The 15623-nt window shown below is 34.2% G+C and carries 19 protein-coding genes; 12 read left to right on the top strand and 7 right to left on the bottom strand.

Annotated features, from left to right (window positions below; genetic code table 11):
* The first annotated feature begins 131 nt into the window (after window positions 1-131).
* Both V1468_RS02595 and V1468_RS02590 read left to right on the top strand, forming a co-directional pair.
* On the top strand, window positions 132-815 hold the full coding sequence (locus V1468_RS02595) for a response regulator transcription factor (protein ID WP_331808694.1): 684 nt from the start codon (window positions 132-134) through the stop codon (window positions 813-815).
* The gene (locus V1468_RS02590; protein ID WP_331808693.1) at window positions 815-1858 is read left to right on the top strand and encodes a sensor histidine kinase; all 1044 of its coding nucleotides are present in this window, start codon (window positions 815-817) and stop codon (window positions 1856-1858) included. Before V1468_RS02595 ends, V1468_RS02590 begins: the two co-directional genes overlap by 1 nt.
* Here V1468_RS02590 and V1468_RS02585 read toward each other — a convergent pair.
* A complete protein-coding gene (locus tag V1468_RS02585; RefSeq protein WP_331808692.1) occupies window positions 1841-2884 on the bottom strand; it encodes a glycosyltransferase in 1044 nt (347 codons plus the stop codon). The two genes, V1468_RS02590 and V1468_RS02585, sit on opposite strands and share 18 nt — an antisense overlap.
* Window positions 2885-2949: 65 nt before the next feature.
* Here V1468_RS02585 and trmB point away from each other — a divergent pair, with 65 nt between their 5' ends.
* The 8 genes from trmB to V1468_RS02545 all read left to right on the top strand — a co-directional run bounded on the left by trmB (window position 2950) and on the right by V1468_RS02545 (window position 8481).
* Window positions 2950-3624 (top strand): tRNA (guanosine(46)-N7)-methyltransferase TrmB, encoded by a 675-nt coding sequence (gene trmB, locus V1468_RS02580; protein WP_331808691.1) that lies wholly within the window; start codon window positions 2950-2952, stop codon window positions 3622-3624.
* Window positions 3625-3627: 3 nt separating this feature from the next.
* A complete protein-coding gene (locus tag V1468_RS02575; RefSeq protein ID WP_243473750.1) occupies window positions 3628-4260 on the top strand; it encodes a LysE family transporter in 633 nt (210 codons plus the stop codon).
* Entirely contained in the window at window positions 4260-4589 is a 330-nt protein-coding gene (locus V1468_RS02570) for an MGMT family protein (protein ID WP_299097269.1), read from the top strand. Before V1468_RS02575 ends, V1468_RS02570 begins: the two co-directional genes overlap by 1 nt.
* 26 nt (window positions 4590-4615) lie before the next feature.
* The gene (locus V1468_RS02565; RefSeq protein WP_331808690.1) at window positions 4616-5494 is read left to right on the top strand and encodes a hypothetical protein; all 879 of its coding nucleotides are present in this window, start codon (window positions 4616-4618) and stop codon (window positions 5492-5494) included.
* Window positions 5495-5623: 129 nt separating this feature from the next.
* Entirely contained in the window at window positions 5624-6760 is a 1137-nt protein-coding gene (locus V1468_RS02560) for an Mrp/NBP35 family ATP-binding protein (protein ID WP_331808689.1), read from the top strand.
* Window positions 6761-6763: 3 nt separating this feature from the next.
* The gene (locus V1468_RS02555) at window positions 6764-7003 is read left to right on the top strand and encodes a NifU family protein (RefSeq protein ID WP_331808688.1); all 240 of its coding nucleotides are present in this window, start codon (window positions 6764-6766) and stop codon (window positions 7001-7003) included.
* Window positions 7004-7072: 69 nt separating this feature from the next.
* Window positions 7073-8134 (top strand): NAD(P)/FAD-dependent oxidoreductase, encoded by a 1062-nt coding sequence (locus V1468_RS02550; RefSeq protein WP_331808687.1) that lies wholly within the window; start codon window positions 7073-7075, stop codon window positions 8132-8134.
* A gap of 11 nt (window positions 8135-8145) precedes the next feature.
* Window positions 8146-8481 (top strand): 2Fe-2S iron-sulfur cluster-binding family protein, encoded by a 336-nt coding sequence (locus V1468_RS02545; protein WP_331808686.1) that lies wholly within the window; start codon window positions 8146-8148, stop codon window positions 8479-8481.
* A gap of 2 nt (window positions 8482-8483) precedes the next feature.
* Here V1468_RS02545 and V1468_RS02540 read toward each other — a convergent pair whose 3' ends face one another.
* The 6 genes from V1468_RS02540 to V1468_RS02515 all read right to left on the bottom strand — a co-directional run bounded on the left by V1468_RS02540 (window position 8484) and on the right by V1468_RS02515 (window position 13410).
* Window positions 8484-9380, bottom strand: coding sequence for a metallophosphoesterase family protein (locus tag V1468_RS02540; protein ID WP_331808685.1), 897 nt, complete (start codon window positions 9378-9380; stop codon window positions 8484-8486).
* A 51-nt stretch (window positions 9381-9431) separates the two neighbouring features.
* Window positions 9432-10163 carry an SGNH/GDSL hydrolase family protein gene (locus V1468_RS02535; RefSeq protein ID WP_331808684.1) on the bottom strand — a complete coding sequence of 244 codons (732 nt, stop codon included), beginning with the start codon at window positions 10161-10163 and terminating at the stop codon, window positions 9432-9434.
* Window positions 10164-10274: 111 nt separating this feature from the next.
* Complete coding sequence (locus V1468_RS02530) at window positions 10275-11453, bottom strand: acyl-CoA dehydrogenase family protein (RefSeq protein WP_331808683.1); 1179 nt, start codon at window positions 11451-11453, stop codon at window positions 10275-10277.
* Between the two features lie 111 nt (window positions 11454-11564).
* The gene (locus V1468_RS02525) at window positions 11565-12278 is read right to left on the bottom strand and encodes a tRNA1(Val) (adenine(37)-N6)-methyltransferase (RefSeq protein WP_331808682.1); all 714 of its coding nucleotides are present in this window, start codon (window positions 12276-12278) and stop codon (window positions 11565-11567) included.
* Between the two features lie 31 nt (window positions 12279-12309).
* On the bottom strand, window positions 12310-12843 hold the full coding sequence (rimM, locus tag V1468_RS02520) for a ribosome maturation factor RimM (RefSeq protein ID WP_331808681.1): 534 nt from the start codon (window positions 12841-12843) through the stop codon (window positions 12310-12312).
* Window positions 12844-12909: 66 nt separating this feature from the next.
* Window positions 12910-13410: a 30S ribosomal protein S16 gene (locus V1468_RS02515; protein ID WP_331808680.1), complete on the bottom strand. Its 501-nt coding sequence runs from the start codon at window positions 13408-13410 to the stop codon at window positions 12910-12912.
* A 215-nt stretch (window positions 13411-13625) separates the two neighbouring features.
* Here V1468_RS02515 and V1468_RS02510 point away from each other — a divergent pair, with 215 nt between their 5' ends.
* Both V1468_RS02510 and V1468_RS02505 read left to right on the top strand, forming a co-directional pair.
* Window positions 13626-14882: a DUF6252 family protein gene (locus tag V1468_RS02510; RefSeq protein ID WP_331808679.1), complete on the top strand. Its 1257-nt coding sequence runs from the start codon at window positions 13626-13628 to the stop codon at window positions 14880-14882.
* A 182-nt stretch (window positions 14883-15064) separates the two neighbouring features.
* Window positions 15065-15529 carry a ferritin-like domain-containing protein gene (locus V1468_RS02505; RefSeq protein ID WP_331808678.1) on the top strand — a complete coding sequence of 155 codons (465 nt, stop codon included), beginning with the start codon at window positions 15065-15067 and terminating at the stop codon, window positions 15527-15529.
* Window positions 15530-15623: the final 94 nt, after the last annotated feature.

Genomic DNA, 15623 nt, shown 5'->3' with positions numbered 1-15623 from the left:
TGCGTGTCTGAGTAATTGTTTTGAAATCATATCATTAAATTTCAATGTTAGAGAATTGTTATCAATTTTCATAAAAGACCTACTTAATGAGATATATTTTATCTTTACGCAAGCTTAAAATTATCTTAACAGTGAAAAAAAAGGATATTAAGATACTATTGGTAGATGACGAGCCAGATATCTTAGAAATTGTAGGTTATAACTTATCTTCAGAAGGTTACCAAGTTATAACGGGTGAAAACGGTGTAGAAGCTATTGAAAAAGCTAAGAAGCACAAACCACATTTAATTATACTTGATGTTATGATGCCAGAGATGGATGGTATTGAAGCTTGTGAGCGTATTCGTCAGGATTCTAAACTCAATAATACCATTATCACGTTTTTAACCGCAAGAGGAGAAGACTATTCTCAGGTTGCTGGTTTTGATGCAGGTGCTGATGATTATATAACAAAACCAATAAAACCAAAAGTGCTTGTTAGCAAGGTAAAAGCACTGCTTAGAAGACTTAAGGATACAGAAAATCCTAATGAGTCTATTAAGATAGGTGATTTAATAATCAATAGAGAAGAATATAAAATCACTAAAAATGGTGAAGAAATTATTCTGCCTAGAAAAGAGTTTGAATTATTATCTTTGTTAGCAACCAAGCCTGGTAAGGTTTTTAAACGTGAAGAAATTTTAGATAAAGTTTGGGGTAATGAAGTCGTAGTTGGTGGAAGAACGATAGACGTACACATTAGAAAACTTCGCGAAAAGATTGGTGATAAATCTTTTAAAACTGTAAAAGGTGTTGGGTACAAGTTTGTAGACTAATGCAGAAAAGAAACATAAAAAAAACATATAAGTTCGCTTTTAGAACTTCGTTGTATGTTACAATTTTTACAACACTCCTAGTGAGTGTTTTTTTGTATTACTATCACACATTTAATTGGCAGGTTGTTTTTTTTCCTCTCATTTGCTTTTCATTGTGTTTTGTAATTATTCAATATAGGGTAGAACGTTTCATTTATAAAAGAGTTAAGAAAATCTATGATGATTTAACGCTTTTAGAGTCAACTAGTCTAAGGCGACAACCTATAACAACAGATATGGGAACCCTAACAAGGGAAATTGATAAATACGCCAGAGATAAGAAAATAGAAATAGAAACATTAAAAGTAAGAGAAGAGTATAGAAAGGAATTTATAGGTAATGTTTCGCACGAACTTAAAACACCTTTATTTACGGTTCAGGGTTACATAGACACTTTGTTAGATGGTGGTATAGATGATGAAAAAATAAGAAAAAAGTATCTGCAAAGGGCTAGTAAAGGTGTAGAACGCTTAACGTATATTATTAAGGATTTAGACATGATTACCAAGCTAGAGGTAGGAGACCTTAGCCTTAATAAAGAGAAGTTTGATATTGTAAAACTTGTTCAAAATGTTTTTGAGCTTTTTGAAATGAAAGCTGCAAAAAAGCGAATTACACTTACTTTTGATATGGAATATCCAGAGCCAATTATGGTTTACGCAGATATTGAAAGAATACAGCAGGTACTAACCAACTTAATAGTTAATTCTATAAAGTATGGTAGAGAAAAAGGAACGACAGAAGTAAGTATAGAGAACCTTATAAAAAACAAAGCTATTATAAGAGTAACTGATAATGGTGAGGGTATAAAAAAAGAAAATGTACCTCGTTTATTTGAGCGTTTTTATAGAGTTGATAAGAGTGGTTCTAGAAAAGAAGGTGGCTCAGGTTTGGGTTTATCGATAGTGAAACATATTATTGAAGCTCATGATGAAAAGATGTACGTAGAGAGCGAGTTGGGTGTGGGTAGTGAGTTTTCGTTTACCTTAGAAAAGGCCGAATAATTTTTTATAATTAAGATTGTACTGCAAATATTTAAAGCCAGAGTAATTTTCAATTTCATTCAGCATTTCAATTTTAAAATCGTTTTGTTTACAGCTAGGTGCAACACGCTCTTCTTTAAATTTTCTTGCTAAATATTCTTGTTCAAATTGTCCTGGTGTAGGTATTAAAAATGCTTTCTTTTCAAGCTTTGCATAATCCATAATAGAGGTGTAGCCAGATCTGCTTAAAACAAGTTTACTTTCGTTTAAAGCAGTTTCAAGTTCTTGGCTTGCCATAAAATTGTAGGTGGTTATGTGATTAATTTTTGTTTTGCGTTGTTCATTTTCAATAACACCTTTTACAAAACAAACTTTACCATCAAAGGACTGCAGCTCATCAAGTAGCTTTACTTCTAAAAATGAACGTTGAGGCTCTGGTCCAGATAGAACAACAAGAAGATCATACTGTTTTTCCAAGTCTTTTTTTTCAAATCTGCTTAAAGGACCTAAGTATTTAATAGAAGATTCAAATCCTTCAATATGCCCTAAATTTCCACTTAAATTCTTTGTTCCTTTGTGGTCTGGTACCCAGCATTCATCAAACTTAGAAATTATTTTTTGATGTAGTTTAGAGCTTAACCAAGTTGTACTTCCGCTTAATACACGCAATTGGTGTGTAACAAATGCAGATGGAACACCTTTATCTCTAACACCAAATCTATTGTCAGAAATTATTCCAGAAATATTTTCAGATTTTACAAGGCTTTCAGTAACCTTTTTCTCTCTTTTTATTGTTTTTAATAAACTAGGAGAGTCTTTAATAAGCTTTAGTTTAAAACTATTTGCTTTTTTAGAGTATGTAATATTGTATGAAGGAAGCTCAAGAGCCTGAAGTTGAGGAAACTCTTTTTTTAATAGCCTAAGCGCTTCACCATCACTGGCAATAACGGGTTCAAAACTATTTGCTATTAAAGCATTTATTATAGGAATGCTTCTGGTTGCATGTCCTAAACCCCAATTTAATGGAGCTACTAAAATCCTTTTCATCAAAAGCAAAGATAAACCTTAAAATGTTTCCTTAATTTTACCAAATTATTAATAAGCAGTAAAACGTGGGAAGTAAAAATAAACTCAAAAGATTTAAAGAAAACGAAACCTTTAATAATGTGTTTCAACCGGCCAGAAAAGAGCTAACAGAAGCAACGTATAATTTAAAAGGAAAATGGCGAGAGAAAGTATTTAAAAACGAAAATCCACTAGTGCTAGAGCTAGGTTGTGGTAAAGGTGAATATACAGTAGGCTTAGCTCAACGTTATCCAAATAAAAATTTTATTGGGATAGATATAAAAGGAGCCAGGTTTTGGAGAGGAGCAAAAACAGCAATTGAAGAAGATATTGATAACGCGGCTTTTATAAGAACCCAAATTGAACTTATAGAATATGTTTTTGAAGAAAATGAAGTTGATGAAATTTGGATTACGTTTCCAGACCCTCAAATAAAGTATAAAAGAACAAAGCACAGATTAACAAACATTCAGTTTTTGGATCGTTATAAAAAAATTTTAAAACCAGATGGTCTAATGCATCTTAAAACCGATAGTGAGTTTATGCACGGTTATACGTTAGGACTATTACATGGCTTGGGTTATGAAGTATTATACGCAAATCATAATGTTTATAAGTTAGAAGGTAGTCCTGAAGAAGTTACACAAATACAAACTTTTTATGAGAACCAGTATTTAGAAAAAGACAAAGCAATTACGTATATTAGATTCAAAATCAACTAAAACTTGAGTATTACAGTTGTTTTCTTCCTCGGACTTTTTGTGGCACTTGTTGGTGTAATTCCGCCAGGTTTGCTTAACATGACAGCCGCTAAAATTAGTTTAAAAGAAGGTCCAGGTCGTGGTATTACGTTCTCATCAGGTGTTTGCTTAGTAGTATTTATTCAGACGTATTTGGCCGCTATTTTTGCACGCTATTTATCTAACAGACCAGACATTGTAGAAATACTTCAGCGCGTTGCTTTTGTGATTTTTGTACTAATAACTATTTACTTTTTGGTTATAGCAAGAAATCAAAAAGAAACCAATGTAGAGGAAGCAGATGTTATGAGTAAGCAAAGTCGCTTTTTTCATGGTATGCTTTTGTCTGCGCTCAATGTGTTTCCAATTCCTTATCAGGCCTATATGACAATTACCTTGTCGTCTTTTGGTTGGATGAATTTTGAAAAAACTAGCATCGTAACCTATGTAACAGGCGCAGCTATGGGAACATTTGTAATGTTGTATTTCTATATTTTCTTTTTTGATAAGATAAAAGACAAGAAGTTTACCTCTCAAAAAAGCATGAATTATAGTATCGGTATCATTACAGGTTTAGTAGCATTAGTTACATTAATTAATATTCTCAAAGAGTTATAATGAAACCTGAAACCCTTGGTTTTTTTGAAAAGGTTTATGAAGTGGCAAGGCAAATCCCTTCAGGAAGAGTTACGAGTTATGGTGCAATCGCTAAGTATCTCGGCGCAACAAAAAGTGCTCGTATTGTTGGTTATGCAATGAATAGTTCTGGAGAAAAAGATGTACCAGCACATCGTGTTGTTAACAGAAAAGGATTATTAACAGGTAAGCATCATTTTGAAGGTACAAACCTTATGCAACAATTGCTCGAAAATGAAGGTGTTGAGGTTGTGGATAATCAAATACAAAATTTTGAAGCTTTGTTTTGGGATCCTTCAAAAGAAATCTAGGTATGGTTTTTGCTTTTTCCTCTCCTATGAAAAAGAGTATCGTTGTATTTTTTCTTATTTGTCTGTTTTCATGCACAGGCAGAGATAGTATTGAGGCCTATCCTATAATTACAACTCAAGAATTTGATAGTATTATCTCGGAGGATTCAAAATTAATGTTAGCAGCAAATCCTGTTGTTTATGCAATAAACTTTAAGGATTCTGTTAATTTGAATGACAAAGAAGAAAATGAACAAAACTATTTTAGTGAGTACGATGAAAACTTCTATACTCACGACAGTTTAAAAGTTTTTGTAGATGATAAGAATTTAGATTTTCATACTAGTGAGTTTAATTTTTTTAGTATTCCGCCACCTCCACCACCTAAGATCAAGGATTCTATTTATGATAATGAAAATGGGGTTTATGAGTATGAATACGAATATGATACTGATAAAGAGTTTGAGGAATTATTATTAAAAATGGAACAAAGAAAAAGAGTCCATTATAAAACTTATCCAGTATACATATATAATTATGGCGAGAGTCAAACTGTAATTCAAGCACCTATAGCAACAGAGCTCTTTATTTTACTTGAGGCTAAGGATAAAAATAATGAGTGGAAACCTGTTGAATATTTTGAGCAATACGGATTTTTATGTGGAACAGGTCACAGAGATTATGTTTTAAAGCCTAAGCATTATTTACTTACTACTGTTAAAAGATATAAAGGGGATTATAAAACAAAGCTACGTGTTAAGTTTAGATCCTTTGACAAGGTTTTTTATTCAAATGAGTTTGAGGGCTTTATTAACTATTCCCAATTTCAATCAGACTCAATTATTGAGAAGACAAAACAAAGGCTAGCTAATAGAGATTCAATAACGATATCTCAGAAACTGAAATGGATGTTTTTGAATGACTAAATTTTTATAATTGTGCTAATAAACAAGTATTTGTTCTGTCAATTTGTATATAAATAACTTCAAGTATTCCTCTTCTCAAATCTAGGTTTATTGCGTATCTTTGCATTTAGATTAAATCTAGATAAAAACGTGAAACTTAATAAGAAAGATATATTAGAAGCCTTAAAAACCATAACAGCTCCAGGTGAGGGTGAAAATATGGTAGATAGTGGTGCAGTAACTAATGTTGTAACATTTGCAGATGAGGTTATAGTAGATATAACTATAAAGAATCCAAGTCTGCAGGCCAAGAAAAAAACTGAAGTAGAAATTCTACAGACTATTCATAAAGAGGTTTATGAAAAAGCAAAAATAAAGGTAAATGTAAAGGTTGATGCTCCGGCAAAGCCAATAACAAATGAGATAAAAGGAAAACCAATTCCTGGTATTCAAAATATCGTTGCTGTTGCATCAGGTAAAGGTGGAGTAGGTAAATCTACAGTTACGGCGAATTTAGCGGTTACCTTGGCCAAAATGGGCTTTAAGGTTGGCGTTTTAGATGCTGATATTTACGGTCCGTCCATTCCTATTATGTTCGATGTGGCTAACGAAAGACCACTTTCAGTTAACGTAGATGGTAAATCTAAAATGAAGCCTATAGAAAATTATGGAGTTAAAGTATTGTCTATAGGATTCTTTACTAAACCAGATCAGGCCGTGATTTGGAGAGGTCCTATGGCTTCAAAAGCGTTAAATCAGATGATTTTTGATGCCGCTTGGGGTGAATTAGATTTTCTGTTATTAGACCTGCCTCCAGGAACAGGAGATATTCACCTTAGTCTTATGCAGGCAATGCCAATTACAGGATCTGTAGTAGTAAGTACACCTCAAAATGTAGCCTTAGCAGATGCTAAAAAAGGAGTTGCAATGTTTCAGCAAGACAGTATCAATGTACCTGTGTTGGGTATCATTGAAAATATGGCGTATTTTACACCTGCTGAGTTGCTAGAAAATAAATACTATATTTTCGGACAAGAAGGCGCAAAGAATTTAGCTGAAGATTTAGAGGTGCCATTCTTAGGTGAGGTACCTATAGTACAAAGCATCAGAGAAGCTGGCGATTTAGGAAGGCCTGCAGCTCTACAAACGGCAACACCAGTAGAAAAAGCCTTTGAAGATATTACAAGAAATGTAGTGCAGGAAGTTGTGAATAGAAATGAAAATTTACCAGCAACCGAAGCAATAAAGATAACAACAATGGCAGGATGTTCTGCAGTAAAGAAATAATAGATGAGCTCAGAAGAACTTAAAATAAACGTAGAAAAGGCGCTAGACGAAATTCGTCCGTTTCTACAAAGTGATGGTGGAGACATCAATTTATTATCTATTGATGATGATAAGTTGGTAAAAGTGCAATTAACAGGTGCGTGTACATCTTGCAGTGTTAATCAAATGACCTTAAAATCAGGTGTTGAGATGACAATTAAAAAATACGCTCCACAAATAGAAAGAGTCATTAATGTTGAATAGTATTGTGTGACTTTTGTCACAATTTAGATTGCAATGCATTCATAAATTTGTCTCCAATTCTTTTTTTACATGATTACAACAGATATAATTATAATTGGCGCCGGACCAACAGGTCTTTTTGCTGTATTTGAAGCAGGACTTTTAAAATTAAAATGTCATTTAATAGATGCATTACCACAACCTGGCGGTCAGTGTTCAGAACTTTATCCTAAAAAACCAATATACGATATACCAGGGTTCCCTGAGATATTAGCAGATGATCTTACAAAAAATCTGCTAGAACAGTGCAAACAGTTTGAGCCAGGTTTTACATTAGGTGAACGTGCTGATACTGTAGAAAAACAAGAAGACGGTACATTTATTGTTACAACAAATAAAGGAACAAAACACCAAGCACCAGTTGTTGCTATAGCAAGTGGTTTAGGTAGCTTTGAACCTAGAAAACCTTTAATTCATAATATTACAGATTTTGAGGATAAAGGAGTAGAGTATATGATTAAAGAGCCAGAACTCTACAGAGATAAAAAAGTTGTTATTGCTGGAGGAGGAGATTCTGCATTAGACTGGAGTATATTTTTAAGCGATGTTGCTTCAGAGGTTACCTTAATTCATCGTAGAAATGAGTTTAGAGGTCACTTAGATTCTGTTGAGAAAGTACAGGAGCTAAAAAATAAAGGGAAAATTAACTTAATCACTCCTGCAGAGGTTATCGGTATTGTTGGTGATAAAAAAGTAAATGCGGTTGTTGTCAAACAAGCGCAACATATTGAGAAGGAATTCGAAATAGAGTGTGATCATTTTGTGCCACTATTTGGACTTTCCCCTAAGTTAGGGCCAATTGCAAATTGGGGACTGGAAATAGAAAAGAATGCTATTAAGGTTAACAATGCGTTAGATTACCAAACTAATATTCCTGGTATTTTTGCTATTGGTGATGGAAATACTTATCCAGGGAAATTAAAATTAATTCTTTGTGGTTTTCATGAAGCTACTTTAATGTGTCAGGCAGCTTACAAAATTATTAATCCTGGCAAACGCTATGTGTTAAAATATACAACAGTTTCAGGTATCGATGGTTTTGATGGTACGCGTAAGGAAGCACCAAAAGCAGTTGTTAAAGCAATAGAGTAAGTAATTTGAATTTGGAAAATCAAGACGTTAATATAACAATTATAGATCGGGATGGCGTAACCCATAAGATTGAAGCACCAACAGATATGGCTATGAATCTTATGGAAGTAGTTCGTTCTTACGAGCTTGCTCCAGAAGGTACTATTGGTGTTTGTGGTGGTATGGCTATGTGCGCATCGTGTCAATGCTATGTTCTAAGTGATACCGAGTTACCCGAAATGCAGGACGACGAAGAAGCTATGCTTTCTGAAGCATTTTATGTAAAAGACAATTCTAGATTAGGTTGTCAGATACCAATTACGCCAGAGTTGGAAGGTTTAGAAGTAGAGTTGGCGCCTGAGAGCTAAAATTATTCGGTTTTATATTCAATCAAAGGCGTAGGTCCTTCAAGCAAAAAGCGATCTATTTTTAGAGTACCATCTTCGGTAGTCACAATTTGCCATTTAATGAGTGAAATACTTCCGTTCTCAATCTCAAGTCCTGTGATGCTTCTTGGGTGTACACAACTACCATCATTAAAAAAAGCAATATCTCCAGGCTCAGGAAATCGTGGTCTGTGTGTATGACCAGTCACTGTGATTAAGTTATTATTTTCGGTAATCCATTTTTTAGTGCGTCGTTCTACTTTTATAAGTTCTTTGTAGTTTTTGGCAGGACTTGTTGGGTCTGCAATACCCATAACATTTAGCGGTTTCCATAAAATACGAACCATAAAACGACTCCACCTCCAAAATAAGTAATTCCACCAATCGGCTTGATGACCATGACAGAGAAATAATTCTTGTTCTGTTTTTGTGTGTTTTAAGACGATACCTTCATGATAGTTGATGTCGCAAAAGAGCTCAACATCTTCACCTACTTTTGGATCAAAATAAGTTGATAAGGTTTTTTCAACATATTTAGGGTCACGATATACCATATCATGATTTCCCCAAATCATATGCAGTCTGTTTTCTTCATGAAATTGCTTCATAAGCAAATAGACATTTTTGTGTGCGTTGAGTATAGATTCAAAGGAAAGATTTTCCCATAGTTCATCGCCATCACCAAGTTCGCAATAGCTAAAACCTTCATTGTAATAATGCTTTAAGGCATGAAAGTAAATATTTCTATTGTTCGCAAAATCATCAGCAAAACTATTATCGCCTCTATGACAATCACTAAAGAGTATAAACTTGCTCGTATCGTCAAATGAAATGATTGGTGCATTATTATATGCTTTATCTAATCTGGTTTTTGAAGACATTCAGAAACATTTTCAACTAAAATAAACAGAAATCAAATGATGTTGGTAATCTCATTCAATTTTTTCTAAAGCACGTGGAAGTATACGTTGAACAAATTTTGAATAGGCTAACTCAGAAGGATGCAAACCATCTGATGCAACCAACTCAGGCTGCTCTATACCTAGCCTTGTTATATCAGTAATATAAACATAGGTTATATCTAAAGCTGCGCAATAGTCTTCAGCATAAGTGTTGTACTGGTCTATTTCAGTAGAAATAGTTTCAAAAGATGAATTCTGTTGTCCAAAAGGAGTGTATGCGTAATCAGGAATTGATACAACAATGAGTTTGTCTTTATTGCCATTTACTGCATTAATTGCCATTTGAACTAATTGAGGAAATTCTGATTCATATAGTGAAAATTCCTTGTTTTGATATTGATTATTCACACCAATCAACAATGTAACCAAGTCGTAATCGCTTTCTAGGTTTTCATTATTTATAGCGTTTATAAGGTTTGTTGTGGTCCAACCTGTTTGAGCTATGACTTTTAAATCAAAATTCTCAAAATCTGTCGAATTCATAAGGCTATCCTTTAATTGTTCAGGAAATTTGCAGGTGTCACAAACGCTTTGGCCAATAGTGTAGCTGTCACCTAAACTCAGAATTGAGACGATGCTATCACTAATTTCGTCTATCGGATTTTCATCTGAAATATTAAAACTGTATTCGTAATCGTCATTCTTTTCACAAGAAAACAGAATTAAAACAAGGCTTATTAGTACTGTTGTTATGTTTTTCATGATAACTAAATATACGTAATTAGGCTCATTAAAGTTTTTAGATTACCTTAAAATGAAAAATGCTTCTCTGATTCAGAGAAGCATTTTTGGTATTTAGAAAATAATATTTTTTTATTTAAAAGCGTTTAAGCCAGTAATATCTAGACCTGTGATTAGCAAATGGATGTCATGTGTACCTTCATAAGTAATTACACTTTCTAAATTCATAGAATGACGCATTATACTGTACTCACCGGTAATTCCCATACCTCCAAGCATTTGTCTAGCTTCGCGAGCAATGTTTATAGCCATATCCACATTATTACGTTTTGCCATAGAAATCTGAGCTGATGTTGCTGTGCCTTTTTCGCGCATTACGCCAAGTCGCCAAGCCAATAATTGTGCTTTTGTAATTTCGGTAATCATTTCGGCTAACTTCTTTTGTTGTAATTGAAATTGGCCAATTGGCTTACCGAACTGAATACGTTCTTTGCTATATCTTAAAGCTGTATCGTAGCAATCCATAGCTGCACCAATTGCTCCCCAAGCAATACCATAACGTGCAGAATCTAAACAACCAAGTGGTGCACCTAAACCAGATTTGTTAGGTAATAGATTTTCTTTAGGAACTTTAACGTTATCAAAGATAAGCTCACCTGTAGCAGAAGCTCTAAGCGACCATTTGTTATGTGTCTCAGGTGTAGAAAATCCTTCCATACCACGCTCAACAATTAGACCATGAATACGACCTTCTTCATTTTTTGCCCAAACCACAGCTACCTGGCAAAAAGGAGCATTAGAAATCCACATTTTAGCACCATTTAAAAGGTAGTGGTCTCCCATGTCTTTATAATTGGTAGTCATGCCACCTGGATTACTTCCATGGTCTGGTTCAGTTAAACCAAAAGAACCCATCCACTCACCAGAAGCTAATTTTGGTAAGTATTTTTGACGCTGCTCTTCATTACCATATTTCCAAATAGGATACATTACTAAAGACGATTGTACAGATGCTGTACTTCGTACACCAGAATCTCCACGTTCAATTTCTTGCATTATTAAACCATAAGAAATCTGGTCTAAACCTGCTCCGCCATATTCCTCAGGAATATATGGCCCGAAAGCGCCAATTTCAGCTAAACCACCAATAATAGATTTTGGAAATTCTGCTTTTTGAGCAGCCTCCTCGATTATTGGAGAAACATCGCGTTTTACCCATTCTCTGGCAGCATCACGAACCAATTTGTGTTCTTCAGTAAGTAATTCGTCTAAGTTATAATAGTCAGGAGCTTCAAATAAATCTGGTTTCATTCTTATTATGATATTTATAACTTCTAATTTTGAAGATTTATCAAAATAGAAGCTGTTATTTTATAAGTTTCACAAAAGTAACGAAATCGATATCATTGCCCAATAGAAGCGTTACATTTTCAAATAAAAATCTTTGGTAAGATTGATGTAAACTTTAGTGTAGTTATGACGTTCAGTTTCAATAATTAATTCTGAAGTTTCAACCTCTTTTTGAGTATAACTGAATTCAATTAAGCTGCGTTTTACATCAGCATCAGGATTGCCCCTTACATGGAGGATGCGCTGTGGAAATAGTCCTATAGTATTGGCTAAAGCAACAAAATCATCTTCCTCTTTTTTAGGAATAACAATTGAAAATAAACCATCTTCGGCTAGTAAATGTGCCACAGCATAAATAATATGTTTAAAAGGCATAGCATCGTTAAAACGTGCTAAGTCTCTGGATTTATTTTCGGTTTTATAATCTTCGGAATAAAATGGTGGGTTGCAAATAATTAAATCGAAAGCATCTTCAACTTCTTCAACAAACTCTAAAAGAGAAGCATGATAACAAAACAAGCGGTCGTTCCAAGGTGAGTTTTCAAAATTTTCAGAGCATTGCTCGTAAGCATCGTCATCAATTTCTATCGCTTCAATTTGCTCAGCATAGCTTCTTTGAGCTATCATAAGGCTCAGAATTCCTGTGCCAGAGCCAATGTCTAAAATGCTAAAAGGGTTGTGTTTTACAGAAGTCCATGCACCTAATAAAACTCCATCTGTGCCAATTTTCATAGCACAGCGATCTTGTTTTATTGTAAACTGCTTGAATTTAAAAGGTTTTTCCATAAGAGTGAAAGTCCTTCCCTTTGGGAAGGATTTAGGATGGGTTTGTATAAAGTTCTATTAACCCGTCAGGTGTTTCAACTTCAATGGTTTTGTTGGGTTTGTCAACTTTAACGATAAACTCATCATTCATAGGGATTAAAATTTCAGTGCCATTTCTGTCTATTTCAAAAAGCGCTTGGGCTGTACTGTCGTTAATGGCTTTGATGACTCCAACTTCTCCAAAGTTTTTGTCTTTAATGGTGAAGCCAATAACCTCGTGATAATAAAATTTGTCTCCTTCTAATTTAGGGAGTAGGTCTAATGGCAAGTAAAGTTCGGACTTTATTAAGGCATCTGCATCGGCTTCGCTGTCTACATCCTCAAACTTTAATCGTAGTAAATCTGATTTGTGTAACTGCGAACTTTCCACAAAAAAAGGAACAAGATTTCCTCTAAGATCCATAAAAACGGCATCAATGTTTTCGTAAAGATCTGGTTCGTCAGTGTCTAGTTTGGCTAAAAGCTCTCCTTTGTAGCTATACTTTTTTACGATTTTCCCTAAGTAAAAACAATCTTCTTTTTTCATAAGTGTTATCAAACAAAAAAACCCTGACAATAAAAGCCAGGGTTTAAAAGTATAAAAATAAATTTTTTATTCTTCTTCGTTAGAAGCAGTTTCCTCTTCAGCAACTTCTTCTTCAACTACAGGAGCATTTGCTGCGATACGAGCTTCGTTTACAGCTTTTTCTGCTTCAAGTGCTTTTGCTTTAGCATCGGCATCTGCTTTAGATAAGCCATCAGCTTTAGCTTGTACTTTAGCTGCTTTTTCTTCTAACCAAGCGTTGAATTTAGCTTCTGCTTGCTCTTCAGTTAAAGCCCCCTTTTTTACACCACCTGCTAAATGCTTTTTTAATAAAGCACCTTTGTAAGATAAAATTGCTTTAGCAGTGTCAGTTGGTTGTGCACCATTTTCTAACCACTTTACAGCTCCATCTACATCAAGGTCAATAGTTGCAGGGTTTGTGTTTGGATTGTAAGCACCTAATTTTTCTAAGTATTTACCATCTCTTTTAGCGCGAGAATCCGCTGCTACGATCCAGTAAAAAGGCTTTCCTTTTTTACCGTGTCTTTGTAATCTAATTTTTACAGGCATAATAATTAATTAATGAGGTTCTCGACCTCTGTTATTAATGAGGGCGCAAAGATAATACATTTTTTTGATTTTAAAGCCTTTTGCCCATTTTAACTAAAAGATTACCACTTTAAACAAAAGTGCAGTCTAAGAGTGAGTCTAGTATAAAAAAATATTATACTTTTGGGATTCTTGTTTCGTTATATTTGAAACAACCATTAATTTCCGCTTTAATAATGAAAAAATTAATAGTCTTATCTCTTATCTTATTATCAGTATTTAGCTGTGGTGATGAAGTTGAATTTAATACTCCTGCATTTCAAGGGTCGTTGGACGGAACGTCTTGGCGAGCAAAAGCCTTTTCAGCAAGTATTGATGAAAATGGATTTTTAACACTTTTTGGAACTAATAATATAGAAACCCTAGAATTGATAATACCTACAGTAGCTGTAGGTGTTTATGTTTTTGGAGATGTTAATACTATAGAGGCTCGTTTTACGACTGCAGATGGTACTGTGTTTTCTACTAATAATAGACCACATCCTGATGTTTCTATATATCCTGAATATGGTGAGATAAGATTAAACGAGATTGATAATAATAGGTTTACAGGCACCTTTAGATTTACGGCTTTTAATGCGTCAGGCTTACAGTCAGTTAATTTCACAGGATTAACAGGTGAAACAGGTGTGGATCCTGTAACAGGACAAAATGGACCAATTTATGGCGGTGTATTTTACAAAGTGCCTTTAATTTCTGGTTCAATTCCTGCGGATCCAGTTACTTGTGTAGATACCCAAATGGCTTCGGAAGCTGCAGAAGCTTCATATGTTATGGCTCAACAAGTTGGTGATGACGGATTTATAGATGCTACAGGTTTTGAAACTGCTTGTGAAGCATATAGGCAAGCTTTAATGACTCAGCGTGATTATTGTGGAGATTTAGATGGTTCAATTCAGCAAATGATAGATGATTTAGGAGCATGCCAAATAAGTTGCGAAATGGCTACAACTAATAGAAACGAAGCTGAAGTACAGTACAATACGGCAACCATGGGTGAGTTTGATGAGAAATGCGCTCAGTACCAACTATATCTTCAGGAGCAGATAAATTATTGTGGAGATGAAGATGGTTCAATACAAGCTGAAATAGATGGTTTAGATTGTGGTGATGATGATGGTGATGGAGTACCAAATGTTTTTGAAGATTTTAATGGAGATGGTGATTTAACCAATGACGATACTGATGGAGATGGTGTTGCAAATTATTTAGATAACGACGATGATGGCGATAATGTCCCAACCTCTGTTGAATTACAATTAGATGCTGATGGAAACCCTACAGATACTGATGGTGATGGAGATGCAGACTATTTAGATACAGACGATGATGGAGATGGTATATCAACTATAAATGAAGATGCTAACATGGACGGAGACCCAACTAACGATGATACAGATGGCGACGGAGTGCCAGATTATCTTCAGGTTTAATAAAAGTACTGAATTATATATAAAAGCGCTATTTGAAATTTTCAAATAGCGCTTTTTTGTTAAAGGCTGTTAAAGACTATTAAATGGTGTTAAATAACTTGACTTCAAGGTATATGAATGTTATACTATAAATGCAGATGTGAAACAATACGCATCTATAAAGAACTTATTGAAATTAAAAAATGAATAAAGATATTATGAAGTACGAGAAAAAAATTTCAGACAAGTTAAATGAACTGCTAGTGAAAAATTACGACGCCGAGAAAGGTTACATTAACGCAATCTCCGAAGTGGATAATGTAAGTGTAAAAAATTTCTTTAAAAACATGGCAGAGCAACGTTCTAAATTTGCGCGCCAATTGAGAACAGAAATCATCACTTATGGCGAAATTCCGGAAGATTCAGGAAGTTTTAAAGGAACAATGCATAGAAATTGGATGAGTTTAAGAGCAACCTTTTCTTCAAATAATGAAGAAACAATTCTAGAAGAAGCCTTAAGAGGCGAGAAAGCTAGTTTAGATGAATATAATGAATTGTTAAGTAATAATAATTTTCCATCAAGATTAATTGAATTGTTGCGTGAGCAAAGAAATTCGATTGAAGCAGCAATCAATTCTGTGAAATTATATGAAGAAGTATTGTCATAATTCCTTCTAGGTTAGGTTAAGATGAAGCCACGCTTTTGCGTGGCTTTTTTTATGTTTAAAACTCTTAACAACTTACCTTCAAATAAGTCGAAAT

This window comes from Winogradskyella poriferorum, assembly GCF_036553625.1.
Lineage (GTDB): Bacteria > Bacteroidota > Bacteroidia > Flavobacteriales > Flavobacteriaceae > Winogradskyella > Winogradskyella poriferorum.
The sequence above is the reverse complement of the archived record's forward strand: the minus strand, read 5'-3'. Positions and strand labels throughout refer to the sequence as shown.